Here is a 24,529-nt window from a genome sequence, read left to right on the forward strand (position 1 = left end):
CCACCGGTCCGGTCCCTCCGGGGACGACCGCAGGTGACGCTACCCTCGGTCACGCGGGTGGACGGGAAATCCGGGGCCACGGGATGTCACCGAGGCCTCCTCGACGGCGTCCCGCCACCCCGGGGCCTCTAGCTCAACGGTCAGAGCTGCGGACTTTTAATCCGTAGGTTGTGGGTTCGAATCCCACGGGGCCCACCAACACCGCTGTATTGCTTCGCCTGATGCTGGACGTTTCGTGGTCGGCTCATCCGCGACACCGGCTCCACACGTCCGGCGGCGTGCGGGGCCAGATCACCGGGCAGTGCCTAGCCGCTCCGCCGCTCAGTCCTCCTCGACCCAGACCGCGGTCTCCGGAGCCAGACCCTCCCCCTGGGAAGGGTTGCTGCTCAGGAGCACCCGGCCCGCCAGCCGCACCTCTCGAGCAGAGAAGTTGAGGAGGCAGGACCATCCGTCCGAGCGGCGGAAGTGGAGCACCTGGGGGTCGTCGGTCGGGACCCACGCGAAGGAGTCGTCGACGGCGAGCTTGCGGCGCAGGTGGAGCGCGGCCCGGTACAGCTCGAGGCTGCTCCCCGGCCGACCCGACTGCGTGTCGACGGCGACGTCCGCGAACCAGTCGGGCTGCGGGAGCCACGCGTCACCGGCGCCGAAGCCGAAGGACGGACCGGACGAGGCCCAGGGCAGCGGGACACGACAGCCGTCGCGCCCCTTGAGCGTGCCGCCGGTCCGCTCGTGCACCGGGTCCTGCAGCCGCTCGTGGGGGAGGTCCGCGACCTCGAGCAGCCCGAGCTCCTCCCCCTGGTAGAGGTAGGCGGATCCCGGCAGCGCGAGCATCGCCAGGGTCGCGGCCCGCGCCCGGCGCGCGGCGACCTCCGGGTCGACGGCAGGGGTGCGGCCGTCGGTGGCGAGCCAGGTGTCGAGGTCGGTCCCGACCGGGAGGGCGAGCCGGCTCGCGTGCCGCGGCACGTCGTGGCTGGAGAGCACCCACGTCATGCCGCCGCCGAGACCGGTGTGCTCGGCGAGGGAGCGGGTGATCACGGTGCGGAACTGCCCGGCGTCCCACTCGGACTTCAGGAGCGAGAAGTCGAAGACCTGACCGAGCTCGTCGGGCCGCGCGTAGAGGAAGGTCCGGCTGCTCGCCGGGTGCCACGTCTCGGCCACCGCCATGCGCGGCGGGTCGTACTCGTCGAAGACGCGCCGCCACGACCGGTAGATCTCGTGCACCTCCTCGCGGTCGTAGAGCGGGTCGGAGCCGTCGAGCGGCAGCCGCGCGTCGAGGTGGGGCTGGCTCCGCAACGGCTCGGACAGGTCCTTCGCGAGCGAGTGCGCCACGTCGATGCGGAAGCCGTCGACGCCGCGGTCGGCCCAGAAGCGCAGCGTGTCGAGGAAGTACTGACGCACCTCCGGGTGCGCCCAGTTGAGGTCCGGCTGCTCGCGGGCGAAGAGGTGGCAGTACCACTCCCCGTCAGCCGCCCGCTCCCACGCCGGGCCGCCGAAGTGCGAGCGCCAGTCCGCCGGCGGCAGCGAGCCGTCCGGCCCGGTCCCGCGTCGGAAGATGTAGCGATCGCGTTCCGGCGCACCGGGACCCGCCTCCAGCGCCGCGAGGAACCACGGGTGTTGGTCCGAGGTGTGGTTGGGGACGATGTCGATGATGACGCGGATGTCGTGCGCGTGCGCCTCCGCGACGAGCGCGTCGAAGTCGGCCAGCGTCCCGAGCCGCGGGTCGACTTCCCGGTGGTCGGTGATGTCGTAGCCGCCGTCGGCCAGCGGTGACGGGTAGAACGGGCTGAGCCAGACGGCGTCCACGCCGAGCGCCGCGAGGTAGGGCAGGCGGCTGCGGACACCGGGCAGGTCGCCCATGCCGTCGCCGTCGGCGTCGGCGAAGCTGCGCGGGTAGACCTGGTAGACGACGGCGTCGCGCCACCACTCCCGCCTCGCCGGGTCGTGCGGTGCTGCGTCCTCGGACATCCGGGGTCGCCTCCTTCGGGTGGTCGTGTCGACGAGTGTGGACCGGGCAGCCCGTTCCCGACCCAGACGGGACGGGCTGCCCGGAGCGTGCGGAGGGCGTCAGCCCTTGACGGCGCCCGCGAGCATCGCCTGGATGAAGTACCGCTGGAAGGCGAGGAAGACGAGGATCGTCGGCGCCATGATGAGCAGCGCCCCCGCGTTGAGCAGGACGACGTCGGTCGAGTGCGCCCCGACGAAGCCCTGGAGGGCGCCGGCCATCGTCCGCTTGTTCGGGTCGTCGATGAGCACGATCGCCAGGAGGAACTGGTTCCACGTGCTGAGGAACATGAGGACCGCGAGCGAGGCGATCGCCGGGACCGCGAGCGGGAGCTGGATGCGGCGGAACGCCTGCCACGGACCGGCGCCGTCGATCGCCGACGACTCCGACAGCTCGGCCGGCACCGACATGAAGTGCGTCCGCATCCAGAACACCGCGAACGGCATGTTCAGCCCGATGAGCGGGAGGATGAGCCCGAGCCGGGTGTTGAGCAGCCCGAGGCTCTGCATCTCGTAGTACAGCGGCACGACGACGATCTCGTAGGGCAGCGTCAGGCCGAGCAGCAGGAGCAGGAAGAACACCTTGCCGAACGGGATGCGCAGCTGCGCGATGGCGTAGGCCGCCATCGACGCGATGAGCACCGCGACGGGCACGACGCCGACGACGAGGATGATGCTCGACTTCATGAGCGTCGTGATGTTCGCGACGTCCCAGGCGTCGACGAAGTTGTGCCACTGCGGGTTCGTCGGGATCGAGAAGCCGGCCGGCGAAGAGCCCTGGGGCTGCAGCGCGGCGGACAGCATCGAGAGCAGGGGGAAGACCGAGAAGAGGGCTGCTCCCCCGAGCAGGAGGGTCTTGGGCGTGGAGTCCTTGAGCCGGGTCAGCACGGGGCTCACCTCTCCCTGAAGAGTCGCTGGAGCGGGAGGATGACGGCCAGCACGATGATGCTGAGCACGACCGCCACCGCGGACGACTGGCCGATCCGGTTCTCCGTGAACGCCAGCTGGTAGACCTGCACCCCGGGCACCTGGGTCGAGTAGCCCGGGCCTCCTTGGGTCGACATGAAGACGACGTCGAAGCTGGCCAGCGCCGCGATGATCGTGATCGTCACGCACACCCCGATCTCCTGCCGCAGCCCCGGGAGGGTCACGTTGCGGAACTGCTGCACGCGGTTCGCCCCGTCGAGCTGGGCCGCCTCGTAGAGGCTGGCGTCGATCTTGCCGATGCCGGACATGAGCAGCAGCGTGCACAGGCCCGTCGCGAGCCAGGTGCCGATGATGCCGACCGCCGGCAGGGCCCAGGTGAAGTCGCCGAGCCAGGGCCGGGCCAGGGCGCCGAGTCCGACCGCGCGCAGCCCCTGGTTGACGGCGCCGTCGGGCGCGTACATCCACGTCCAGGCGATGGCCGCCGCCGCACCCGGGATGATCTGCGGCAGGAAGAGCAGCGTGCGCGCCAGGCCCCCGGCGACCGCGGAGCGGATCTCCCGCACGATCGAGGCCACGACGAGCGCGAGGAGCACGGGGACGAAGGAGAAGAAGATGATGAGGATGAAGGCGTGGACGATCGAGGAGAGCAGCTGCGGCTCGGTGAAGACGCGCACGTAGTTGTCCAGCCCGACCGATGTCGAGAGGTTGATGCCGTCCCAGTCGTAGAACGAGTACTGGACCGCGGTGAGGATCGGGTACAGCTCGAAGACGACGTACATGACCAGCGCGGGGAGCGCGAACCACCAGCCGGCCCAGCGGGCGCGGCGCCGGGAGGACCCGGCACCGCCCGCCCGCCGGGGGCGACGCTGCGGCCGCCCGTCGGTCACCAGCTCCGCCTCGGCGACGGCCGCACCGCTGAGGCCGTCGACCGCGCTCATCGCTGCAGCTCTTCGTCGTACTTCGCCTGCACGTTCGTCACGAACTGTTGCGGCGTCTCGCGACCGGCGTAGAGCAGCTGGCTCTCGGGGTTCCACGCACGGTTGTTGATCCCGGCGGTCGCGTTCTGGACGAAGGGCACCTGTCCGCCCGCCTCCGACACGGTGCTGAAGGCCGTCGTGACGTCGGCGAGGACCGAGCCGTCCTTGATGGTCGGTGCCTGCTGGTCGCTCGTGCCGGTGGGCATGAACCCGGCGTCGACGGCGATCTGGCGGGCCTCGTCGCTGGAGAGGAAGTTCAGGAAGGCGGCGGCCACGTCCTTGTGCTGCGACTTGGCCGGGATGCCGAACGCGGTCGCCGCGTCCGACATCGCCGCGGGGCCGACGCCGTCCTTGGCGGAGGGGAACGGGAAGAAGCCGACCTGGTTCGGCATGGTCTTGTCGAGGTTCGCGGCGTCCCAGTTGCCCCACGGGAAGAACAGGCCCTTGTTGCTCGCGAAGAGCGCGTCCGCCGCCGTGGCGTCGAGGGCGTTGACCGACTCGGGGAAGTAGCCGGCCTTCTGCCACTGCGCGACGGTCGTCGCCGCCTCGACACCGGCCGGGTCGTCGATCGTCGCGTCGGGGGCGTTGAACACCCACTGCGACACCTTCTCCGGGCCCATGAGCGTGTTGAGGAGCAGCTGGAAGGGGAACACCCCGCCGCCCTCCTTGTTGTGCACGACCATCGGGGTCAGACCCTGCGCCTTGGCCTCGTCCATGTACCCCGTCAGCTCGGCGAGGGTCGTCGGCGGCGTCGACATCCCGACCTTCGTCGCGAGGGACTTGTTGTAGTAGAGGCCGGTCATCGTGAACCCGGAGGCCTTGGCGTAGAGCGACCCCGAGCCGGCGACGCCGTTCTCGGCCCGGAACTGCGCGAGCTGGGAGGCCGGCAGCGAGTCCCACCCGTAGGCCTCGGCGTACTTGTCGAGGTTGGTCAGGAGGTTGTTCTTCGTCCCCGCCGTGACGGAGATGACCCGGACGAGGTCCGGCGGGGTGGCCGACGCGAGCTGACGAGGCTGGTTCTGGGTGGTGACGTTGTCGGGGTCGTACGTCGGGGTGATCGTCACGTTGGGGTACTTCTTCGTGAAGGCGGCGATGAGCGCGTCGTCGAGGGGCTTGAGGCCCTGGCCGTCGTAGAGCTCGAGGGTGACGGGGTCGGTGCCGACGCTCGTGCTGACGGACGAGGGCACCGCCTGGCTCGACGAGACGCCGGCGGAGCCGCCGGGCGCCGAGCACGCGGCGAGGGCGCCGACGCCGAGGGCGCCGACGGCGGCCACGAGGGCGCGGCGGGTGGTGGTGCTGCGGGGGTGCTGGGCTGCCGAGGGCATGTGACTTCTCCTGCGTCGTTGGAGGACCGGCGAGCCGACTCGCCGCTGTGGACGTCGCGTCCGGTCTGACTGGAAGCGTTTCCGGTTCGAGGATGAGGGCAGCTCACCGTTCTGTCAAGACCCGATTCCGCTGCGCGTTCGACCACGTGGACCTGCTGTACGGCTCCGAGTCCGAAACGCTTCCGGGTGACCGTCGGTTACGCTGCGCGCATGCCCCGCAAGGCCGAGTCCCCCGGCAAGGTGACGATCGTCGAGATCGCCCGTCTCGCGGGCGTCGGTGTCGGGACCGCCTCGCGCGCCCTCGGCCACGGCAAGGACGTCGCCCCCGCCACCCGCGAGCGCGTCCTGCGGGTCGCCGCAGAGCTCAACTACGTCGTCTCCCCCGAGGCCTCTCGCCTGGCCAAGGGCACCCGCGGGCGCGTGGCCGTCGTCGTCCCGCACCTCTCGCGCTGGTTCTTCGGCGAGGTCGTCGAGGGGCTGGTCCGGGTCCTCCACGCCGCCGACCTCGACGTGCTGCTCTACCACGTCGCCGACCCCGACGAGCGGCGCGACTTCTTCACCCGCCTCCCGGCGCGGCGCAAGGTCGACGCGGTCGTCGTCGTCGGCTTCCAGGTCGACCCAGACGAGCAGGACCAGCTCGCGACGATGGGCGTGCACATCGTCGCCGCGGGCGGCCAGAGCGCGGCCTACCCGTCGGTGCACATCGACGACCACACCGCCGCCCGACAGGCCGTCGACCACCTGCTCTTCCTCGGGCACCGCCGCATCGGGATGCTCGAGGCCCACGACCCGGCACAGCCCGAGCTGCCGGCCACGCGCTCACCGGCCTACGCCGAGGCGCTGCGCGAACGGGGCCTGTCCGTCGACCCCTCGCTCGTCCTCGCATCGTCGTGGAGCGGGGAGAACGGCGCCGCCCTCATGGCGCGTCTGCTCAGCATCCCCGAGCCGCCGACCGCCGTGTTCGCGCACTCGGACGAGGTCGCGCTCGGCGCCGTCCGCACCCTGCGCCGCAGCGGCCTGCGCCCCGGGGTCGACGTCTCCGTCATCGGCATCGACGACCATCCGCTCGCGGAGCTCACCGACCTGACGACGGTGCGCCAGCACCCGTCGGCCCAGGGTGCGGTGGCCGGTGACATGGTCGTGACGCTCCTCGGGGGCGGGTCGCTGACCGACGACTCCGTCATCGCGCCGACCGAGCTCGTCGTCCGGTCCTCGACCGGTCCGCCGCCCCCGGCGTCCTCCCGGAACGCCTGAACCGTCAGCGGGCGTAGACCTCGAGGTCGACGGCCTTGGCGGACAGCCAGACCCGCTGCCCGGCCGAAAGCCCGAGGTCGGCCACGGCCGCCGGCGTGATGTCGACGAGGCACGACGGCTCGCCGTCGAGGTCGAGCCGCACGCGGTCGGTGAGCAGCGTCAGCCCTGCGATGGTCGCCGCCCACGTGTTGCGGGCGCTGGAGGGACCGGGCGGCTGCGCGCTGACCGTCACCGCCGAGGGCCGCAGGGCCACGAGCACCTCGCCGCGCCCACCGTGGTCGGGCACGACGAACCGGCCCCCACCCTCCAGGGCGACCCCGTCGGCATCCGCAGTCCCGGCGTAGAGGTTGAGCCCGACGAGGCGCGCCACGTACTCCGTCGCCGGACGCCGCGCGACCTCCGCAGGGCTGCCCTCCTGGACGACGCGGCCGCCCTCGAGGACGACGAGCCGGTCGGCGAGGACGAGCGCCTCGAGCGGGTCGTGGGTGACGAGCAGGCTCGGGCCGCCGAACTCGGCGAGGTGCGTGCGCAGCTCGGCCTGCACGTCGAGCCGGGTCCGCGCGTCGAGGGCGGACAGCGGCTCGTCAAGGAGGAGGAGGTCGGGCGAGCCGGCCAGCGCGCGCCCCAGCGCCACGCGCTGCGCCTGCCCGCCCGACAGCAGGTGGGGCCGCCGACGCGCGAGGTCGGCGAGCCCGAGGCGCTCGAGCCACTCCGCGGCGACGGCCCGGGCCTCCGCCCGCGAGCGCCCGCGGACCCGGGGCGAGAACGCCACGTTGTCGAGCACCGAGAGGTGCGGGAAGAGGCGGTAGTCCTGGAAGACGAAGCCGACGGGGCGGTGCGCCGCCTCGACGAAGGCCCCGGTGCTCGCGTCGTCGAGGACGACGTCGTCGAGCCGGATGCTCCCGCCCGCCACCGGCACGAGACCGGCGACGGCGCCGAGCAGCGTCGACTTGCCGGACCCGTTGGGCCCGAGGACGGCCAGCACCTCCCCCGGCGCCGCGCGCACCGCGGCGTCGAGGACGAAACCGCCCCGGCGCACCTCGACCTGCGCGTCGAGACCCCGGCCGCTCACACCGTGCCTCCGCGCAGCCAGCGGTCGCGCAGCGCGACGAGGATGGCGACCGACACGAGCAGCAGGACGAGGCTGAGGAGGATGGCGGCGTCCGGGTCGGTCTCGAGGGCGTAGTAGACGGCGATCGGCATCGTCTGCGTGCGCCCGGGGAAGCTGCCGGCGAAGGTGATGGTCGCCCCGAACTCGCCGAGCGCCCGCGCCCAGCAGAGCACCGCGCCGGCCGCGAGCGACGGCGCCACCATCGGCAGCGTGACCCGCCGGAAGACGGTCATCCGGCCGGCCCCGAGCGTGGCCGCGGCCTGCTCGTAGCCCTGGTTCGCCGCACGCAGCGCCCCCTCGACGGTGACGACGAGGAACGGCATCGCGACGAAGGTCTCGGCCATGACCACGGCCACCGGGCTGAACGGGATCGTCAGGCCGAACCACTCGTCGAGCCAGCGCCCGAGAAAACCGTTGCGCCCGAACGCGAGCAGCAGCGCCACGCCACCCACGACCGGCGGCAGCACCAGCGGCAGCGTCACGAGCGCACGGACGATCCGCAGCCCCGGGAAGCTGCTGCGCGCGAGCAGCCAGGCGAGCGGCACCCCGACGACGAGGGCGATGACGGTCGCGACGCTCGAGGTCCACAGCGACAGCCTCAGCGCCTCGGACGCCTGCGACTCCCGCAGGATGCTCCACGCGTCGCCCCAGGGCGCTCGCACGACCAGCCCGAGCAGGGGGACGACGAGGAAGGCGACCCCGACCACCGCCGGGACGAGCAGAGGCGCCGGCGGCCGGCGCGACGCCCCACCCGTGCTCGCGCGCCGCTGCCGCTCGCGGGCCCCGAGCTTCACGGGCCGGGCTGCGGCAGAGCCGGGTCGGCTACCTCGCGTCCCGTCGTCGGACGGGCTCACGGCTGCTCGAAGCCGGCCGCGGTGAGGACCTTCGCCCCCTCCGCCGAGAGCACGTAGTCGACGAACGCCTTCGCGGTCGCGGCGTTCGGGGCGTCGTCGAGCGCGGCGATCGGGTAGCTCGTGGAGGCGTTGACGTCGGCCGGGATCGGGATGCCCTCGACCTTGTCGCCGGCAGCACGGACGTCGGTGACGTACACGACCCCGGCATCCACCTCGCCGAGCGTGACCTTGCTGAGCACCGACTTCACGTCGGGCTCGAGGGTCACCGGCTTCACCGTGACGCCCGCGTTGGCGAAGACCGTGGCCGCGGTGGCACCGCACGGCACCTGCTCCTGGCACAGCGCGGTCTTCACGCCCGAGCCGGCCAGCGACGCGAGGCCCGTCACCCCGCCGGGGTTCGACGGCGGGACGGCGATCTCCATCACGTTCTGCGCGAACGTCTTCGGGTCGGTGGCGGCGCCGGCCGACACGACCGCGTCCATGTTCTTCGCGCTCGCGGACGCGAAGACGTCGGCCGGCGCGCCGGAGGTGACCTGGGTCGCGAGCGCCGAGCTCGCGCCGAAGCTCAGCGTCACCGTCGTCCCGGGGTGCGCGGCCTCGAACTGCTGCGCGATGGTCGTGAAGGACTCGGTGAGCGACGCCGCGGCGAGCACGGTGATGTCACCCGTCACCTGGCTGTTCGCCGACGCCGCCGACCCGCCGGCCGCGGCGGTGGACGTCGTGGAGCCCGACGAGCCCGACCCGCACCCGGCGAGACCGAGGCCCGTCACGAGGACGACGGAGGTGATGACGGCACGGCGCACGGTGGCTCCTCGGGGGCGACGGGCGGTGGTCATCGGGCGACGCTCACCGGCTGCTCGGGATCTCGACGGACACGTTGGTCGCCTTCATCGCGGCCACGGCGAGCACCCCCGGCTCGAGGCCGAGCTCGTCGGCGGCCTCCCGGCTGAGGAGCGAGACGAAGCGGTGCGGCCCGGACTGGATCTCGACCTGCGCCATCACGCCGTCCTTGAGCACGCGCGTGACCAGCCCGGTGAACCGGTTGCGGACCGAGGCGGCCGCGACCTCTCCCACGTCGAGGTGCGCACCCTCGGCCGCGAGCTCCTCGGCGAAACGGGCGAGGACGGGGCCCTCGACGGCCCGCCGCCCCGCTGGGTCGGTGACGGTCTCGAGCCGCCCGGCGTCGGCCCAGCGACGCATCGTGTCGTCGCTGATCCCCAGGAGGTCGGCCGCCTCGCGCATCCGGAAGAGGTGCATGCACGGACCCTAACCGCAGGTGCGGCCAGAATCCACGAATCAGCGCGAACCTGCCACTCCGGGCAGGATCGCCGTCCGCGGTTGCGCCGGGCCCGACGACGCTGACGGGCACGGACCGGAGGTGCCTGGAGGCACCCCGGCCCGCGGCCGTCCCGTGGGTCGCGCGCAGGTCAGAGCGTGACGACCATCTTCCCGGTGTTTTCGCCGCGCAGGACGCCGAGGAAGGCGTCGACGGCGTTCTCGAAGCCCGCGACGGAGGTCTCGCGCTGCGACAGCGTGCCGTCGGCCAGCCACCCGGCGGCGGTCGAGAAGTACTCACCCGCGAGGTCGTAGTGGTCGCCGACGAGGAAGCCCTCGATGCGGCCGCGGGTCTGGATGAGACGCGCGAGGTTGCGCGGGCCCGGGGCCGGCTCGGTGTCGTTGTAGACCGAGATCATCCCGCAGACGGCGATGCGGCCACCGAGGTTGAGCGAGCCGATGGCGGCCTCGAGGTGCTCGCCGCCCACGTTGTCGAAGTAGACGTCGATGCCCTCCGGCGCGAGCTCGCGCAGGTGGTCGGAGACGCGGCCGTCGCGGTAGGAGAACGCGGCGTCGAAGCCGAGGTCCTCGGTCAGGTGGCGGACCTTCTCGGGCGAGCCGGCCGAGCCGATGACGCGCGAGGCGCCCATCGCCTTGGCGATCTGGCCGACCGCACCACCGACGGCACCCGCGGCACCCGAGACGAAGACGACGTCGCCCTCCTTGAGGGCGGCGACGCGCTTGAGGCCGGCGTAGGCGGTCAGGCCGGTCATCCCGAGGATGCCGAGGTAGGCGGACGCCGGTGCGGCGGAGGTGTCGACGACCCGCGCGTCCTTGGCGTCGAGGACGGCGACCTCGCGCCAGCCCAGGCCGTGGAGGACGTGGTCACCGACCGCGAACCCGTCGGCGCGCGACTCCTCGACGACGCCGACGGCGCCACCGTTCATCGCCTCGCCGACCGCGTAGGGGGCGGCGTACGACTTGGCGGCGCTCATCCGGCCGCGCATGTAGGGGTCGACCGAGAGGACGACGTTGCGCACGCGCAGCTGGCCGTCGGCCAGCGCGGGGACGTCGCTCTCGGCCAGCTCGAAGTTCTCGGGCGTCGGCCAGCCGGTCGGGCGGGACGCCAGGCGCCACTCGCGCGCTGTGGTCGTGGTCGTGGTGGTGTCGGTCATGGGTGGACCTCCAGGGGTGTCGGGGACGTGGACCGAGTGGTTCCAACGCCACCGGGGCCGGGGTCTATGCCGTGACCTCGTTCACCCACCGGAGGGTGCCGTGCACGCCTCCGCGCGCCGACGGATCCGTCAGCCCTCGCGCGAGCGCCGCGCCTCCTCGACCCGCCGGGCACGCTCGCGGCGCAGCTTCGCCTGGGGGTCGTCCTCGGTGCCGAGCTGCGCCGGCCCGAACACGCTGGTCAGCAGGTACCGGACCCGCCACCCGAACCGGTAACCCAGCGACAGTCCCTCGGAGCCCGCCACGGCGGCCACCTCTCCTCGTGCGCGGACGGTGCCGCCCGCGTGCTCGTGCCTCGACCCGTCCAACCTACGGGATGCGCACCGCCGGCGATTTCCGTCTCCACGTCGTGGGCCGCTACGGTTGGTGGCGAAAGGGAGTAGTCCCCAATCGCCGTGTCGACACACTGACCCCCGGGTCCGGTACGGCGGGCCACCTCCGGTGGCGGACGAGACTTTCGGCCAGAAGCACGCCCGTCCAGTCACGCGTGCCGGCCGAGAGGTCCGTCCCGCGGCACTCCTCGTCCGGCACGAGGAAGAGCCCCACCACATGTACGCGTTCCTGCTCAGCACCGCCGTCATCTTCGTCGCCGAGCTCGGCGACAAGAGCCAGCTCATGGCGATGACCTTCGCGACGCGCTACCGCGTCCGCGACGTCCTCATCGGCATCACCGCCGCCACCGCGATCGTCCACCTCGTCTCCGTCGGCATCGGCGCCGCCGTCGGGACCGCCTTCGAGCAGTACCAGGGGACGATCTCGATCGTCGCCGGCGTCGCCTTCCTCGTCTTCGCCGCGTGGACCCTGCGCGGCGACGAGCTGACCGAGGACGAGGCCGACAAGGCCCGCCGCAGCACCGGCGCGGCGCTCCTCGCCGTCGGTGTCGCGTTCTTCCTCGCCGAGCTCGGCGACAAGACCATGCTCGCCACCATCACGCTCGCGACGCAGGAGGGCTGGTTCGGCACCTGGATCGGCAGCACCGTCGGGATGGTCGCCGCCGACGCGCTGGCCATCGGCGTCGGCGCGGTCCTCGGCCGCAAGCTGCCCGAGAAGGTCATCAAGTACGGCGCGGCCGCCGCGTTCCTCGTCTTCGGCCTGCTCCTCATCGCCCAGGGCGCCGGATGGCTCTGAGCCCCGCCGCGGGCGCTACGCCTGCCGGCCCGACGACCTCGGTGGCGCTCGACCTGCGCACCGAGGTCGTCACGGCCGGCGAGGTCGCGTTCTGCCTCACCGTCGCCGGGCACCTCGACCGCGACGAGTCGCTGGCGGTCACCGGCCCCGACGGGCACCCACTCGACGTCCGCGAGGTCGGGCTGCCCCACCACACCCGCCTGCACGTCGTCGACGCCCCGCCGGGCGAGCTGTCCGTGCGCTACCGCGCAACCGTCCGTCGCGACCTGCTCGACCCCGCGCCCGTCACCGACGCCGACCGGTTCACCTACGTCCTGCCGAGCCGCTACTGCCCGAGCGACCGCGTGCAGGGCTGGGCGGCATCCGAGTTCGCCGGCATCGACGACCCGTGGGACCTCGCCCGCCGGGTCGCCGCGTGGGTCCACGACCGCACCGCGTACACCCCCGGCTCCACCGACGCGGGCGACGACGCCCTCGTCCCGCTGCACACCGGGCAGGGCGTCTGCCGCGACTACGCGCACCTGACGGTCACGCTGCTGCGGGCCCTCGAGGTCCCGGCTCGCTACGTCTCGGTCTACGCCCCCGGCCTGGACCCGATGGACGCCCACGCCGTCGTCGAGGCGGCGGTCGGCGACGAGTGGCGCCTGCTCGACGCCACCCGGCTCGCGCCGCGCGCGTCGATGGTGCGCACCGGCACGGGGCGGGACGCGGCGGACGTCGCCCTCATGACGACGCTCGGCGCCGAGACCGGGCCGTTCGCGATGGACGTCACCGCGACCGCGGACCCGGACCTGCCGGTCGAGGACCCCGACGCGGTGGTCGTGCTCGGCTGAGCCCGGTCCGCCGGCGCGTGGATCCACCCGTGGCGCAGGACCTAGGGTCATCACCCCGGTTCTCACGCCACCGGACGCGCCATCGGCGACACTCCGGACCCGGCGGCGTCGTGCCCCCGGTTCGTCCACGAGACCCCGGCTCCGAGCCGGGGTCGCGTGCCCTTTTCGGGGTGACCCCGAAAAGGGGTGGCTCCGGGGACGCGTGGGGCGTGTGGGGCGCGGGGGTCAGGCCTCGAGGGGGCCGGAGAGGGCGCCGCCGCAGTGGTAGACGTCGGGACGCCCGGGCCAGATGGTGCCGGCCTCGCGCATCTCGTGGTCCAGCTCGTTGCGCCAGGTGCCGCGCTCGTCGACCCAGAAGCGCGCCGCGTGGTCCCAGAGGCGGCGGTACCAGCCCTCCCAGTGCTGGTCGCCGGTGAGCCGGACCATCGACGCCGAGAGCTGGATGCCCTCGCACACCGGCCAGTGCAGGCGCACGTCCGCGACGGGAGCTCCCTCCCAGTCGACCGTGTAGACCAGGCCCGGGCGGCCGTCGAGGGCCCAGCCGCCGTCGAGCGCGCGACGAGCCAGGGCGTCCGCCGACTCGACGAGCCAGTCCGGCGAGCCGACGAGCGGCGAGGCGTCCAGCTGGAGGAGGAAGCGCGCCCACTCGAGCGAGTGGCCGAAGGTCGCGCCGTACGGGCGGAAGGGATGGTTCGGCTCGTCCCGGTTGTACTCGGGCAGCACCTCCCAGTCGGCCGTGAAGTGCTCCGGCAGCAGCCAGCCATTCTCGCGCGCGGCCCGGTTGATGAGCCGGTCGGCGATGTCGAGCCCGCGCTCGTGCCAGACGGCGTCGCCGGTGGCGTGGCCCATCGCGAGAAAGGCCTCGAGCCCGTGCATGTTCGCGTTGGCGCCGCGGTAGTCCTCGGAGTCGCTCCAGTCGGCGGCGAAGGACTCCCGCAGCGACCGAGAACCCTCGTCCCACAGGTGGGTGTCGACGACCTCGACCACCTGGTCGAGCAGCGCCCGCGCTCCCGGGTGCCCGACCCCGAGCGCCGCGGAGGCGGCGAGCCCGACGTGCACGTGGTCGTAGGTCGCCTTGCGCGTCTCGGTCCCCGGCTGGGTCAGCCAGCCGCCGTGCTCGCGGTCGGCGTGCAGCCCGGTGAGCGAGGCCATCGCGTGGTCTAGCAGCTCGCCCGAGCCCGGGACGCCGTGCCGCACACCGGCGGACGCGGAGTACGCCATCCGCGCCGTGAGGAAGAGCATCGGCGGGTGGTCAGGCAGGGGGGTGCCGTCGGCGTCGAGGTGGTGGAAGCCGCCCTCGGGCCGGATCGAGCGCAGGGCGAAGCCGAGGACGTCGGACAGTCCCCGGCCGAGCCACTCGCGGTGGGTCGGGTCGTCGAGCCAGCTGGTCACAGGTCCTCCACGGACAGGCGGTAGGTCAGGGTGTGGGTCTCTCCGGGGCCGACGGTCACGACGTCGGCGAGCGCGTTGGCGGCCTCGACGCAGACGAATCGCGGCCACTCGTCGCCGATGTCGGGGATGCCCGGGCCCTTGTCCGGGCCGGGGTTCCAGACGACGCGGTCGGCGGCGCCCTCGGTCTCGACGCGCAGCCGGCGGCCGAGCACGGGGTCGGTGACGGTGACGACCGCGTCCGAGCGGTAGACGCGGTCGGTCTCGCCGTCGAGGACGAGGTCGCCGCGCTGGGTCTCGTCGCGCCCGGTCACCTTGTCGTGGAAGCGCGCACCGTCGAGGCCGCCGATGCTCACCTGCCGCACGTCACCCACGGCGAGGTAGGCGTGCAGGGCCTCCTCGACGACGACGGGCTCGCGCCCCGGGTTGGTCGTCGAGAGCGAGACCTCGAGCTCGCGACCCATCCGGGCGACGAGCTCGAGCCGGTAGGGGTGCGGCCACTGGAGGCTGCCGGAGTCCCGCGACGACAGGCCCATCCGCACCGTGCCGCCACCGGCGTCGGCGACCTCATCGAGGAGGTGCCAGCGCGTCGAGCGCACCCACCCGTGCGAGGGCGCCTTGTCACCGTGGCGCCCCGCGCCGAACCAGGGCCAGCACACCGGGATCCCGGCGTGCGGCGGCGTGCCGGAGCGCACCGGCAGCGTCGGGTGGGAGAAGAGGACCGGCTCGGAGCCGACGGGGTGCCAGCGCAGGACGAGCGCCCCCTCGTCGAGCACCTCGCCGGTGCAGTCCGCCCCCGAGACCGGGTGCGAGGTGGGGGCGTCGTCGGTCACCGGCCCACCGTAGTGAGGCGTGCCGCGCTCGTGCACGTCGCGTCCACACGGGACGGCCCGGCGGGGGTGTCCCGCCGGGCCGTCCGGTGTCGTGCGTGGGGGTCAGGAGCGCTCGGGCTCGAGCTCCGGTCGCCGCGTGGCGTCCGGGTCGTCGTCGCCCCGGCCGACGCCGTTCGCCTCGTCGCGCTTGTTGGCGATGATGCTCGTCGTCGTGACGAGCGCGAGGATGCCGACGATGACGCCGAGGGAGGCGAGGGTCGGGACCTCCGGGGTGCCCGGCCAGACGCCGTGCGCCCAGTGCAGGACGAGCTTGACGCCGATGAAGGCGAGGATCGCCGCGAGACCGAAGCCGAGGTGGCGCAGCGCACCGAGCAGGCCCTCGAGGACGAAGTAGAGGGCACGCAGGCCGAGGAGGGCGAACGCGTTGGTCGCGAAGACGAGGTAGGCGTCGCCGGTGATGCCGAAGACGGCCGGGACCGAGTCGACCGCGAAGACGATGTCGGTGCCGAGGATGGCCACGGCGACGAGGCCGAGCGGGGTCAGGGCGCGCTTGCCCTTCTCCTTGACGGTCAGGTGCGGGCCGCGGTAGTCCTCGACGACCGGGAAGAACCGGCGGAGCAGCTTGACGGTGCGCAGCGAGCCGATGTCGACGGCCTCCTCCTCGTCGGAGAGGGCGTCCTTGAGCACCTTGACGGCGGTGAGCAGGAGGATGACGCCGAACAGCAGGAAGGTCCACGCGAACATCGAGATCAGCTGCGCCCCGACGGCGATGAAGATGCCGCGCAGGATGAGGGCGCCGGCGACGCCGATGAGCAGCACGCGCTGCTTGAGCTCGTCCGGCACGGCGAAGGCTGCGAGGAGCAGCATGAAGACGAAGAGGTTGTCGACCGAGAGCGACTTCTCGACGAGGTAGCCGGTGTAGTACTCCAGGCCGCGGTCACCGCCGTACTGCGACCAGATGAAGACACCGAAGGCCAGGGGCAGGGCGATGTAGAAGCTCGACCAGCCGACGGCCTCCTTCATCGACACCTCGTGCGGCTTGCGCGTCAGCACGAAGTCGAGGGCGAAGAGACCGAGGACGGCCGCGATGGTGACGCCCCACAGCAGGGGGGTCCCGACGGACTGCTCGGTGGCGGCGGCGGGCTCGGCCGCCGCGACGAGGGTGTGGAGGGATGGCATGACGCTCCTCGGGGCACTGTCGTTGTCCCGAGGTCTCCTTCACCACACCGCGGTGTGGCGCCGCCCCGGGAGCACCATGGGATGCTCGTACTGACCGGTGACGGACTTGGGAAGTACTCCCCTCGTCGCGTCCAAGGCTACCGGCGGCCCGATCTTTTCCCCAAGTCCGTGTGCGGAAAACCGTCCAACCTTCGACGCCTCGCCACCCCGGGCAGGACCGGGACCGCCGGGCGGGACCCGGTCGGTGGCCGACCTCAGCCGCGGACGGCGGCGTACCGGTCGAGCGCCTCCTGGCGCTCCTCGGCGTGGTCGACGATGCGCTCCGGGTACCCGTGCGCGTAGCCGTCGTCGTGGTTCCACGGCTGGTGCGCGGCCTTGCCCGACAGGTGCCGCAGCTCCGGCACCCAGCGCCGGACGTAGTCGCCGCTCGGGTCGAACTTCTCCCCCTGCGTCACGGGGTTGAAGACGCGGAAGTACGGCGAGGCGTCGGTGCCGGTGCCGGCGACCCACTGCCAGCCGTGGTTGTTCGAGGCGAGGTCGCCGTCGCAGAGGTGGTCGAGGAAGTGCCGAGCGCCGACCGGCCACCACACGTGGAGGTCCTTGGTGAGGAAGCTCGCGGTGATCATCCGGACACGGTTGTGCATCCAGCCCTCGGCGAGCAGCTGGCGCATCCCCGCGTCGACGACGGGGTAGCCGGTCTCGCCGCGGCGCCACGCCTCGACGGCGTCCTCGGGCTCGTCGTAGCGCATGCCCTTGAGGGCCGGTCGCAGGTCGGACCACGCGCTGCGCGGGTTGTGGAAGAGCACGTCGGCGTAGAACTCGCGCCAGGCGAGCTCGTCGCGGTAGGTCTCGACCCCGGCGCCGGTGCGGTCGGCCAGCTCGGCGAGGAGGGTGCGCGGGTGCACGACCCCGAGCTTGAGGTAGGGCGACATCCGCGAGGTGGCGTCCAGGGCCGGGCGGTCGCGGTCGTCGTCGTAGTCGGTGAGGGCGTCGTCGCGGAAGGCCCGGAAGCGGCGCAGCGCGGCCTCCTCGCCGACCGGCGGCAGGTCGGGCAGGTCGGAGGCGGAGAGGGCGGCGTCGAGCGCCGCCGTCGCGTCGGCGTCGTTGCGGGCGTGCCGCAGCGGCAGGGTGCGCGGGGTGGGAGCCGGCTCGGGCCATCCGTGCGACCGCCAGGCCTTGGAGAAGGGGGTGAAGACCTTGTACGGGTCACCGGAGCCGTTGGTCACGAGGCCCGGCCCGACGGCGTAGGGGGTGCCGGTCTCGACCCACTCGACACCCTCGCCGAGCGCGTCGCGGACGGCCTCGTCGCGCCGCAGGCCGCCGGGGGTGGTCTCGCGCGAGACGTGGACGCTGGAGGCGCCCACCCGCTCCGCGAGCGCGGGGACGACCTGCCGCGGGTCGCCGTGGAGGAGGGTGAGCGAGCCGTCGAGCGTCTCGTCGAGGTCGCGCAGCGTCGCCGCGAGCCAGGCGCGGCGCACCGGCCCCCCGCGGTCCCAGAACCGCGGGTCCACGACGAAGGCGACGACGAGGTCGCCGTCCCCCGCCGCGTCACGGGCCGCGAGGAGCGCCGGGTGGTCCCGGCGGCGCAGGTCGCGGCGGAGCCAGAGGACGGAGGTCATCGCGGGGCGCTCCTCAGGAGAGGCGGTCGAGGACGGGGGGCAGGAGGAAGAGCATCCCGAGGGACCACGTGAGGTGGGTGACGATCGGGCCGAGGATGCCGCCGGTCACCCGCCGCTGGAGCCCGACGACGACGCCGACGACCGCGGCGGCGAAGACGAGCAGCGGGATGGCCGAGGTGGCGGTCACGAGGGCGTAGACGACGGTGGTCACCGCGACGGCGTGCTTGCGGCCGACGCCCGCGTAGAGGGCACCGCGGAAGTACAGCTCCTCGGCGACGCCGTTGACGACCGTGATCACCGCGACGACCCAGAGCGAGCCGTACCGGGCGTGGTCGAGGAGCTGCTGCACGGGGTCACGCAGGAAGGGGATCTGGGCGACGACGACCGAGCCGAGCAGGAAGACCCCGAGCAGCAGCGCACCGAGCGCGAGTGACTGCACCACCGGACGGCTGTCGGTGCCCCCGGCGCGCGAGTGGGCGCGGCCGAGGTGCAGGGGCCCCGAGACGAACGCCCCGACCGCCCAGACGAGGGCCAGCGCGAGGGTCGCGGCGTAGAAGGTCGGGTCGCCGGGCTCGATCCGCAGCGCGTACGCGAGGATGCCGGCGCCGACGAGCAGGGTGACGACCGCGACGACGCGGCGGCGGCGGAAGGCGCGGTCGGTCTCGGTGTGGTCGCGCGGGACGGGGTCGACGAGCGCGGCGCGGACGAACGCGCGCAGCTCGGCGACCGGCCGGACGGACGTGGCCATCGGACTCAGCCCGACGACCCGCTGCCACCCCCGGCCCACGAGGGGTCGGCCGCGGTGACCCGGGCGGGGTCGACGGTGCCGGGCTCGGGACGCGGGTCCGCGTCGTCGCCGGCGATGGCGTCGGTGACGGCACGGTCGAAGCCGAGCGCGCCCTGCGGGGGCGGGCCGACGAGGTCGTCGACGTCGTGCTCCTCGCAGACGACCTCGTGGAGCAGGCTCTCGACAAGCGGCTTGGCGACCCCCGTCGGCACCGGGGTGACGAACCCGACCCACTGGCTGGCCAGGCGCGGCGTCAGCACCGGCACGGTGAGGACGGTGCGCGGCAGCATGCCCCCCAGCCTCGCGAAGCGGGTGATCATCTCGCGGTAGGTCAGCACCTCGGGACCGCCGATGTCGAACGTGCGGTTGACGTCCGGCGGCAGGTCGGCCGCGCCGACGAGGTAGTGCAGGACGTCGCGCACGGCGATGGGCTGGATCCGGTTGTCGAGCCACTTGGGGGCGACCATGACCGGCAGCCGCGAGGTGAGGTGGCGCAGCATCTCGAAGGACGCCGAACCGGACCCGAGGATTATCGCCGCCTGCAGCACCGCGGTCGGCACGCCGCTGGCCATGAGGAGGTCGCCGACCTCGACGCGGGAGGCGAGGTGGTCGCTGAGCGGGCCGTCGTCGGGGTGCAGCCCGGACAGGTAGACGAGGCGGCCGACCTCGGCCTCGTAGGCGGCGAGGCCGAAGGCGCGGGCCATCTCGCGGTCGCGCTCGACGAAGTTGCCGGCGCCGTCCATCGAGTGCAGGAGGTAGTAGGCGACGTCGACGTCGGCGAGCGCCTCGGCGAGGGTGGCGCGCGAGGTGGCGTCGCCCTCGACGACCTCGGCCCGCTCGCGCCACAGGCGCCGGTCGAGCTTGGTGGCGTCGCGCGTCAGCACCCGGACCGTCCAGCCCTCGTCGAGGAGGGCCGGCACGAGCCGGGAGCCGATGTAGCCGGTGACGCCCGTGACGAGGGCTCGGCGGCCGGCGCCGCGGGAGTCGCTCACCGGCGGTCCAGCACGTCCTTGAGCTGGGCGGCCGTCTTGTCGCCCAGCCGCTCGAGCAGCGGCGTCATGAGCGGGCCGACGAGGGCGACGATCCCGCTGAAGTCGAACTCCGCCTTGTACGTGACCTCGGAGCCGGTGCCGTGCGGCCGCACGGTGATGGTGTCGTGGCTCGTCGCGGCGTCGTTGCGGCCGACGATGACGACGTGGTCCTCGCCGAGCTCCTCGGTCGTGTACTCGAGCTCGACGGTGTTGCCGGCGAACTTCGAGACGTTCTTGTACGTGGTGCCGACGCCGCCGTCTCCGCTGACCCGCTCGCACGAGACGGTCCCCGCGTCCCACTCGGTCGCGTTGCGGAAGTCGGCCAGGTAGGGCAGGACGTCGGACGGGGGTGCGGTCGTCGTGATGGTGCGCTCCACCGTGGTGCTCATGCGGTGTCCCTTCGTGAGAAACGGATCTGGGCCACGTCGAGGTAGCCGGTGGCGAAGCCCGCCTCGCAGTACGCGAGGTAGAACTCCCACATCCGGCGGAACGTCTCGTCGAACCCGTACCGCTGGATGTCCGGCCACTGCGCGTTGAAGCTCTCGCGCCAGCGACGCAGCGTCTCGGCGTAGTCGGCGCCGAAGCCGTGGACCCTCTCTACCCGCAAGGTCGTCGACTCACGCGTCACGTCACGGATCGCCTGGAGCGAGGGGATGAGGCCGCCCGGGAAGATGTACTTCTGGATCCAGCCGAAGGAGCCCTTGGTCGCCAGCAGCCGGTGGTGCTCCATGAGGATGGCCTGCACGGCGACGACGCCGCCTGGAGCGAGCAGCGCGTCGATCTGGCGGAAATAGGTCTCCCAGTACTCCTCCCCGACGGCCTCGATCATCTCGACGCTGACGATCGCGTCGTACTCGCCGGTCGTCTCGCGGTAGTCCTGGAGCAGCACCCGGACGCGGTCGGTGTACCCCGCGGCGGCGATGCGCTGCAGCGCGAGGTCGCGCTGCTCCGCCGAGAGCGTGACCGAGGTGACGGTGGCGCCGCGGGCGGCCGCCCGGATGGACAGCTCGCCCCAGCCGGTGCCGATCTCGAGGACGCGGGAGCCCTCGCGCACGTCGGCGGCGTCGAGGATCGCCTCGACCTTGCGCACCTGCGCCTCGTGGAGGTCCTGCTCGGCGACCGGGCGGGTCGGGTCGAACAGCGCCGAGCTGTAGGACATCGACGGGTCGAGGAAGGCTGCGAAGAGGTCGTTCGAGAGGTCGTAGTGCGCGCTGATGTTGCTGCGCGAGCCCTCGAGCGTGTTGCGCTGCGCCCGCGGGATGGCCCGGTCGACGAGTCCGCGCAGCGACAGCAGCGGCTTCGGCACGAGCTCACCCATCCGGGCCGCGAACGGGGCGAGCGCCCGCGCGAGGTCGGTGCCGTCGGCGACACGCCAGTCGCCGACCATGTACGCCTCGCCGAGGCCGATCTTCGGGTGCGCCTCCAGCCGGCGGAACATCGCCCGCGGCCGGACGACCTCGAGCACCGGCGAGTCCGGCCCGCCGGCGCCGACGACGGTGCCGTCGGGGTAGCGCATCCGGACCGGCATCGGCTTGACGGCGACCTCGGTGATGGCCTTGGCGACCGCGCCCCGCGTCAGGACGTGGGGGAAGCGCAGCGCCGGGGTGGCGAGCTCGAGGCGGGGGGTCTCTGCGGTCATCGGACGGTCTCCAGTGAGTTCTCGGGGCGGGGTCGGACGGGCAGCCTCCGCAGCCACAACCAGATGCCGTGGACGCGGATGAGCGCCGTGACCCGCTGGGGCATGAGCGGGTACCGCAGCGCCGTGCGGGCGACCTGCGCGGTGGTGGCCGCGCGGGGGCGTCCGGTGACGGTCGCGGTGACGAGGGGTTCGTCGCGGGTGCGCAGCCGGATGGCCACGCCGACGGTCCCGGGGGTGAGGGTGAGGCGGATGGCGTACTCGCCCTCGACGTCGTTGAACGGTGAGACGTAGAAGTCCTTGTCCATCGAGGCGCGGCCGCCCTCGTCGGGGCGCAGGACGTAGGCGTGGCGCCCGCCGTAGGTGTTGTGCACCTCGACGAGCACCGCGCGCAGCGCACCGTCGGGGGCGAAGACCCAGAACGCGGACATCGGGTCGAACACGTGCCCGAGCACCCGGGCGTGCGACAGCATGACGACCCGGTCGCGGGCCGACGTCGGTACGCCGTCGCGCTCGAGGACGCGCAGGACGTTGGCCTTGAGGGCAGGGATGCCCGGGTTGCCGGCGAGGTGGTCCTCGGCGCGGAACGTGGCAAAGGGCCTGAGCGGCAACGGGACCCGCGGCATGTCGTCGAGGTCGACGAGCCACTGCGTGTGCTTGTGCGTGAACGAGTGGCGCACCGGGCGGTGCCGGGTGTGGTGCACCTGCCCGACGACGATCGAGGGGAGGGCGGGCAGGTCGGCGGTGGTGGTCATCGGGTCACCACTCGACACCGAAGGCGCGCGCCGCCTCCACCCCCGACCGGCAGCCGTCCTCGTGGAAGCCCCAGCCCTGGTAGGCGCCGGCGAACGCCGTGCGGTCCGTGGTGATCTCGGGCAGGCGTCGCTGGGCCCGGACGGCCGCCACGTCGTAGAGGGGGTGGGTGTACTCCATGGTGGCGACGACGCTACCGGGGTCGATGCGCTCGGTGGCGTTCAGCGTGACGTAGAACGGCTCGCGGTCGGGGATGCCCATGAGCTTGTTCATCCAGTACGTGACGACCGCGCCCTGCGCCGGGTCCCCGACGAGGTAGTTCCACGACGAGCGCGCGAGCCGCGCGCGCGGCATCAGCGAGCCGTCGCGGTGGAGGACGGTCTCGTTGCGGGAGTAGCGGAACGCCCCGAGGACCTCCTTCTCGGCGGGCGTCGCGTCGGCGAGCAGCCGCAACGCGTCGTCGGCGTGCGTGGCGACGACGACCTGGTCGTGGCGGTCGAGCCGCCCTCCCGCCGTGCGGATCTCGACACCCTCGGGGGTGCGGGCGACGGAGGTGACGGGGTCGCCGACGTGGACCGCGGGAAGGCGGGCGGCGAGCAGGTCGACGTAGGTGCGGGAGCCGCCGACGACGGTCATCCACTGCGGGGAGTCGCCGACGGAGAGCATCCCGTGGTGCTGGAGGAAGCGGAAGAGGTAGCGCGCCGGGTAGTCGAGGGCGTCGCCGCCGCCGCTCGACCAGACGCAGGCGACGACCGGCACGGCGTACAGCCGGGTGAAGGACTCGGGGAAGCCGTGCTCGCGGATGAACTCGCCGTAGGTCGTCGTGTCCTCGTCGTCGGTCTCGTCGAGGAAGCGCGTGGCGAGGCCGTGGAAGCGCTTGACGGAGCGGAGCATCCCGAGGTACTCGCGCTCGAGCAGCTGGCGAGGCCGGGCGACGAAGCCCTTGACCCCGCGGCCGCCCGCGTACTCGAGGCCGGTCGAGGCGTCCCGGATGCTCATCGACATCTCGGTGTCGCGCGCCTCGACGCCGAGCTCGCGGAAGAGGCGGCGCAGGTGGGGGTAGGTGCGGTCGTTGTGGACGATGAAGCCGCTGTCGACCCGGACGTCCCCGCTCACCGTCGGGACGGTGTGCGTGTGGGCGTGGCCGCCGAGGCGGTCCTCACCCTCGTAGAGCGTGACGTCGTGGGTGGACGAGAGGACGTGCGCCGCAGTCAGACCGGAGACTCCGGCGCCGACGACGGCGATGCGCCGGCGAGCGTCGGGGCTCGCCGCGGGGTGGGTGGGCATGGGCACGACCGTAGAACCTTCCATCGAATGTCGTCAAAGGTTTGTCAAATCTCTGCCGAGCGCCTACCGTGGTCTGTGTGAGGCGTTCGGTTCCGCCATCGATGCGGATTGGAGAGCTGGCCACCAAGGTGGGGGTCAGCACCCACGTGCTGCGTGCGTGGGAGTCCCGCTACGGGCTGCTGACCCCGGTCCGCAGCAGCGGCGGCTACCGGCTCTACGGGGCCGACGACGAGCGCCGCGTCCGTGACGTCCTGGCCCTGCGCGAGCAGGGTGTCAGCGCCATGGAGGCGTGCCGGCAGGTGCTGGCGGCCGAGCGTGCGGGCAACGCCGCGACCGGCATCGCCTCCGACGACGTCGAGGGCGAGCCCACGACCAACGGTCACACCGTCGACCCGATGCGCACCGACCCTCCGCTGCTCGTCACGCAGCTGCTCGACGCGGTCACCGCGCTCGACGAGGACCGCGCCCACGCCGTCCTCGACACTGCGTTCCTCGACCGCTCCGTGGAGAGCGCCATCGTCGACGTGCTCGTCCCCTTCTTCGTCCGGGTGGGCGAGATGTGGGAGCTCGGGCGCATCGGCATCGCCCAGGAGCACTTCGCCTCCAGCCTCGTGCGGCGGCGCCTCGGCGCCCTGTCGCTCACCTGGGGCATCGGCACCGGCCCGGTGGCCGTGCTCGCGTGCCCGCCGGGCGAGTTCCACGACATCATCCTCCTCAGCTTCGGCGTGCTGCTGGGCAGGGCCGGGTGGCGCATCCGCTACCTCGGTCCGGACACCCCGATCGCGTCGCTCGCGTCGGCCGCCGACCTGACCCAGCCGGACGCCGTCGTCCTCGCCAGCCGCCGCCCCTCGGGCTTCCGGGCGCACGCACCGGCCCTGCGCCGGCTCGCCGAGCGCCACCCGGTCTGGCTGGCCGGCCGCGGCACGACGCCGCGCGTCCTCGACGAGATCAAGGCCTACCACCTCGGTCCCGACCTCGTCGGCGACGTCACCGAGCTGACCAACGCCGCGCGGGAGCGCCGCCGGGCGCAGGCCCAGGACGCGGGCGACGGGGCATCCGCGACCCGGACGGACTCCGAACCCCGGTCGTGACCACAC

24 protein-coding genes and 1 tRNA gene are annotated in these 24,529 nt (G+C 72.9%); 5 read left to right on the plus strand and 20 right to left on the minus strand.

The annotated features are described in order from the left end of the window. Nucleotides 1-122: 122 nt before the first annotated feature. Nucleotides 123-198, plus strand: a tRNA-Lys gene (locus KMZ30_RS11250). A 123-nt stretch (nucleotides 199-321) separates the two neighbouring features. Here the strand turns inward: KMZ30_RS11250 and KMZ30_RS11255 are convergent. The 4 genes from KMZ30_RS11255 to KMZ30_RS11270 form a co-directional block, all read right to left on the minus strand. Beyond that, entirely contained in the window at nucleotides 322-1,965 is a 1,644-nt protein-coding gene (locus KMZ30_RS11255; protein WP_215512189.1) for a glycoside hydrolase family 13 protein, read from the minus strand. A 99-nt stretch (nucleotides 1,966-2,064) separates the two neighbouring features. Then, a complete protein-coding gene (locus KMZ30_RS11260; RefSeq protein ID WP_308279635.1) occupies nucleotides 2,065-2,889 on the minus strand; it encodes a carbohydrate ABC transporter permease in 825 nt (274 codons plus the stop codon). Between the two features lie 5 nt (nucleotides 2,890-2,894). After that, a complete protein-coding gene (locus tag KMZ30_RS11265; protein ID WP_215512188.1) occupies nucleotides 2,895-3,866 on the minus strand; it encodes a carbohydrate ABC transporter permease in 972 nt (323 codons plus the stop codon). Further along, nucleotides 3,863-5,230 carry an ABC transporter substrate-binding protein gene (locus tag KMZ30_RS11270; protein ID WP_215512187.1) on the minus strand — a complete coding sequence of 456 codons (1,368 nt, stop codon included), beginning with the start codon at nucleotides 5,228-5,230 and terminating at the stop codon, nucleotides 3,863-3,865. Before KMZ30_RS11270 ends, KMZ30_RS11265 begins: the two co-directional genes overlap by 4 nt. A 210-nt stretch (nucleotides 5,231-5,440) precedes the next feature. Between KMZ30_RS11270 and KMZ30_RS11275 the strand changes: the two genes are divergently transcribed. Next, nucleotides 5,441-6,484 carry a LacI family DNA-binding transcriptional regulator gene (locus KMZ30_RS11275; RefSeq protein WP_215512186.1) on the plus strand — a complete coding sequence of 348 codons (1,044 nt, stop codon included), beginning with the start codon at nucleotides 5,441-5,443 and terminating at the stop codon, nucleotides 6,482-6,484. Between the two features lie 4 nt (nucleotides 6,485-6,488). On the opposite strand, the gene KMZ30_RS11280 is transcribed toward KMZ30_RS11275, so the two are convergent. From KMZ30_RS11280 to KMZ30_RS11305, 6 genes are all read right to left on the minus strand, one after another. Continuing rightward, the gene (locus tag KMZ30_RS11280; protein WP_308279634.1) at nucleotides 6,489-7,556 is read right to left on the minus strand and encodes an ABC transporter ATP-binding protein; all 1,068 of its coding nucleotides are present in this window, start codon (nucleotides 7,554-7,556) and stop codon (nucleotides 6,489-6,491) included. Beyond that, complete coding sequence (locus KMZ30_RS11285) at nucleotides 7,553-8,389, minus strand: ABC transporter permease (RefSeq protein WP_215512185.1); 837 nt, start codon at nucleotides 8,387-8,389, stop codon at nucleotides 7,553-7,555. The genes KMZ30_RS11280 and KMZ30_RS11285 overlap by 4 nt, the downstream gene beginning before the upstream one ends. Before the next feature lie 56 nt (nucleotides 8,390-8,445). Further along, entirely contained in the window at nucleotides 8,446-9,285 is an 840-nt protein-coding gene (gene modA, locus KMZ30_RS11290) for a molybdate ABC transporter substrate-binding protein (protein ID WP_215520012.1), read from the minus strand. Between the two features lie 10 nt (nucleotides 9,286-9,295). After that, the gene (locus tag KMZ30_RS11295; protein ID WP_215512183.1) at nucleotides 9,296-9,706 is read right to left on the minus strand and encodes a TOBE domain-containing protein; all 411 of its coding nucleotides are present in this window, start codon (nucleotides 9,704-9,706) and stop codon (nucleotides 9,296-9,298) included. Nucleotides 9,707-9,876: 170 nt separating this feature from the next. Continuing rightward, nucleotides 9,877-10,899: an NADP-dependent oxidoreductase gene (locus KMZ30_RS11300; protein WP_215512182.1), complete on the minus strand. Its 1,023-nt coding sequence runs from the start codon at nucleotides 10,897-10,899 to the stop codon at nucleotides 9,877-9,879. A 129-nt stretch (nucleotides 10,900-11,028) separates the two neighbouring features. Beyond that, nucleotides 11,029-11,202 (minus strand): hypothetical protein, encoded by a 174-nt coding sequence (locus KMZ30_RS11305; RefSeq protein WP_226902022.1) that lies wholly within the window; start codon nucleotides 11,200-11,202, stop codon nucleotides 11,029-11,031. A 304-nt stretch (nucleotides 11,203-11,506) separates the two neighbouring features. Here KMZ30_RS11305 and KMZ30_RS11310 point away from each other — a divergent pair, with 304 nt between their 5' ends. Together KMZ30_RS11310 and KMZ30_RS11315 are read left to right on the plus strand one after the other, a co-directional pair. Further along, nucleotides 11,507-12,085, plus strand: a complete 579-nt coding sequence (locus KMZ30_RS11310; RefSeq protein ID WP_030526883.1) for a TMEM165/GDT1 family protein — start codon at nucleotides 11,507-11,509, stop codon at nucleotides 12,083-12,085. Then, complete coding sequence (locus KMZ30_RS11315; protein WP_215512181.1) at nucleotides 12,076-12,918, plus strand: transglutaminase-like domain-containing protein; 843 nt, start codon at nucleotides 12,076-12,078, stop codon at nucleotides 12,916-12,918. The genes KMZ30_RS11310 and KMZ30_RS11315 overlap by 10 nt, the downstream gene beginning before the upstream one ends. Nucleotides 12,919-13,143: 225 nt before the next feature. Here KMZ30_RS11315 and KMZ30_RS11320 read toward each other — a convergent pair whose 3' ends face one another. The 10 genes from KMZ30_RS11320 to KMZ30_RS11365 form a co-directional block, all read right to left on the minus strand. Beyond that, nucleotides 13,144-14,310 (minus strand): AGE family epimerase/isomerase, encoded by a 1,167-nt coding sequence (locus tag KMZ30_RS11320; RefSeq protein ID WP_215512180.1) that lies wholly within the window; start codon nucleotides 14,308-14,310, stop codon nucleotides 13,144-13,146. Beyond that, entirely contained in the window at nucleotides 14,307-15,140 is an 834-nt protein-coding gene (locus tag KMZ30_RS11325) for a D-hexose-6-phosphate mutarotase (protein ID WP_215512179.1), read from the minus strand. Before KMZ30_RS11325 ends, KMZ30_RS11320 begins: the two co-directional genes overlap by 4 nt. Before the next feature lie 102 nt (nucleotides 15,141-15,242). Next, nucleotides 15,243-16,319, minus strand: coding sequence for a TerC family protein (locus tag KMZ30_RS11330; protein WP_215512178.1), 1,077 nt, complete (start codon nucleotides 16,317-16,319; stop codon nucleotides 15,243-15,245). 254 nt (nucleotides 16,320-16,573) lie between these two features. After that, the gene (locus KMZ30_RS11335) at nucleotides 16,574-17,938 is read right to left on the minus strand and encodes a cryptochrome/photolyase family protein (protein ID WP_215512177.1); all 1,365 of its coding nucleotides are present in this window, start codon (nucleotides 17,936-17,938) and stop codon (nucleotides 16,574-16,576) included. Nucleotides 17,939-17,951: 13 nt separating this feature from the next. Further along, a complete protein-coding gene (locus KMZ30_RS11340) occupies nucleotides 17,952-18,686 on the minus strand; it encodes a CPBP family intramembrane glutamic endopeptidase (protein ID WP_215512176.1) in 735 nt (244 codons plus the stop codon). 5 nt (nucleotides 18,687-18,691) lie between these two features. Beyond that, nucleotides 18,692-19,717: an NAD(P)H-binding protein gene (locus KMZ30_RS11345; RefSeq protein ID WP_030526890.1), complete on the minus strand. Its 1,026-nt coding sequence runs from the start codon at nucleotides 19,715-19,717 to the stop codon at nucleotides 18,692-18,694. Then, nucleotides 19,714-20,145, minus strand: a complete 432-nt coding sequence (locus tag KMZ30_RS11350; protein WP_030526891.1) for an SRPBCC family protein — start codon at nucleotides 20,143-20,145, stop codon at nucleotides 19,714-19,716. The genes KMZ30_RS11345 and KMZ30_RS11350 overlap by 4 nt, the downstream gene beginning before the upstream one ends. Continuing rightward, a complete protein-coding gene (locus tag KMZ30_RS11355) occupies nucleotides 20,142-21,395 on the minus strand; it encodes an SAM-dependent methyltransferase (protein WP_215512175.1) in 1,254 nt (417 codons plus the stop codon). Before KMZ30_RS11355 ends, KMZ30_RS11350 begins: the two co-directional genes overlap by 4 nt. Beyond that, complete coding sequence (locus KMZ30_RS11360; RefSeq protein WP_215512174.1) at nucleotides 21,392-22,147, minus strand: DUF1365 domain-containing protein; 756 nt, start codon at nucleotides 22,145-22,147, stop codon at nucleotides 21,392-21,394. Before KMZ30_RS11360 ends, KMZ30_RS11355 begins: the two co-directional genes overlap by 4 nt. Before the next feature lie 4 nt (nucleotides 22,148-22,151). Further along, entirely contained in the window at nucleotides 22,152-23,432 is a 1,281-nt protein-coding gene (locus KMZ30_RS11365; RefSeq protein WP_215512173.1) for an NAD(P)/FAD-dependent oxidoreductase, read from the minus strand. Nucleotides 23,433-23,533: 101 nt separating this feature from the next. On the opposite strand from KMZ30_RS11365, the gene KMZ30_RS11370 reads away from it, so the two are divergent. Beyond that, the gene (locus KMZ30_RS11370; RefSeq protein ID WP_215512172.1) at nucleotides 23,534-24,523 is read left to right on the plus strand and encodes a B12-binding domain-containing protein; all 990 of its coding nucleotides are present in this window, start codon (nucleotides 23,534-23,536) and stop codon (nucleotides 24,521-24,523) included. The last annotated feature ends 6 nt before the right edge of the window (nucleotides 24,524-24,529 follow it).

It is taken from the genome of Phycicoccus mangrovi, from assembly GCF_018729305.1.
In the GTDB taxonomy this organism is placed as follows: domain Bacteria; phylum Actinomycetota; class Actinomycetes; order Actinomycetales; family Dermatophilaceae; genus Phycicoccus; species Phycicoccus jejuensis.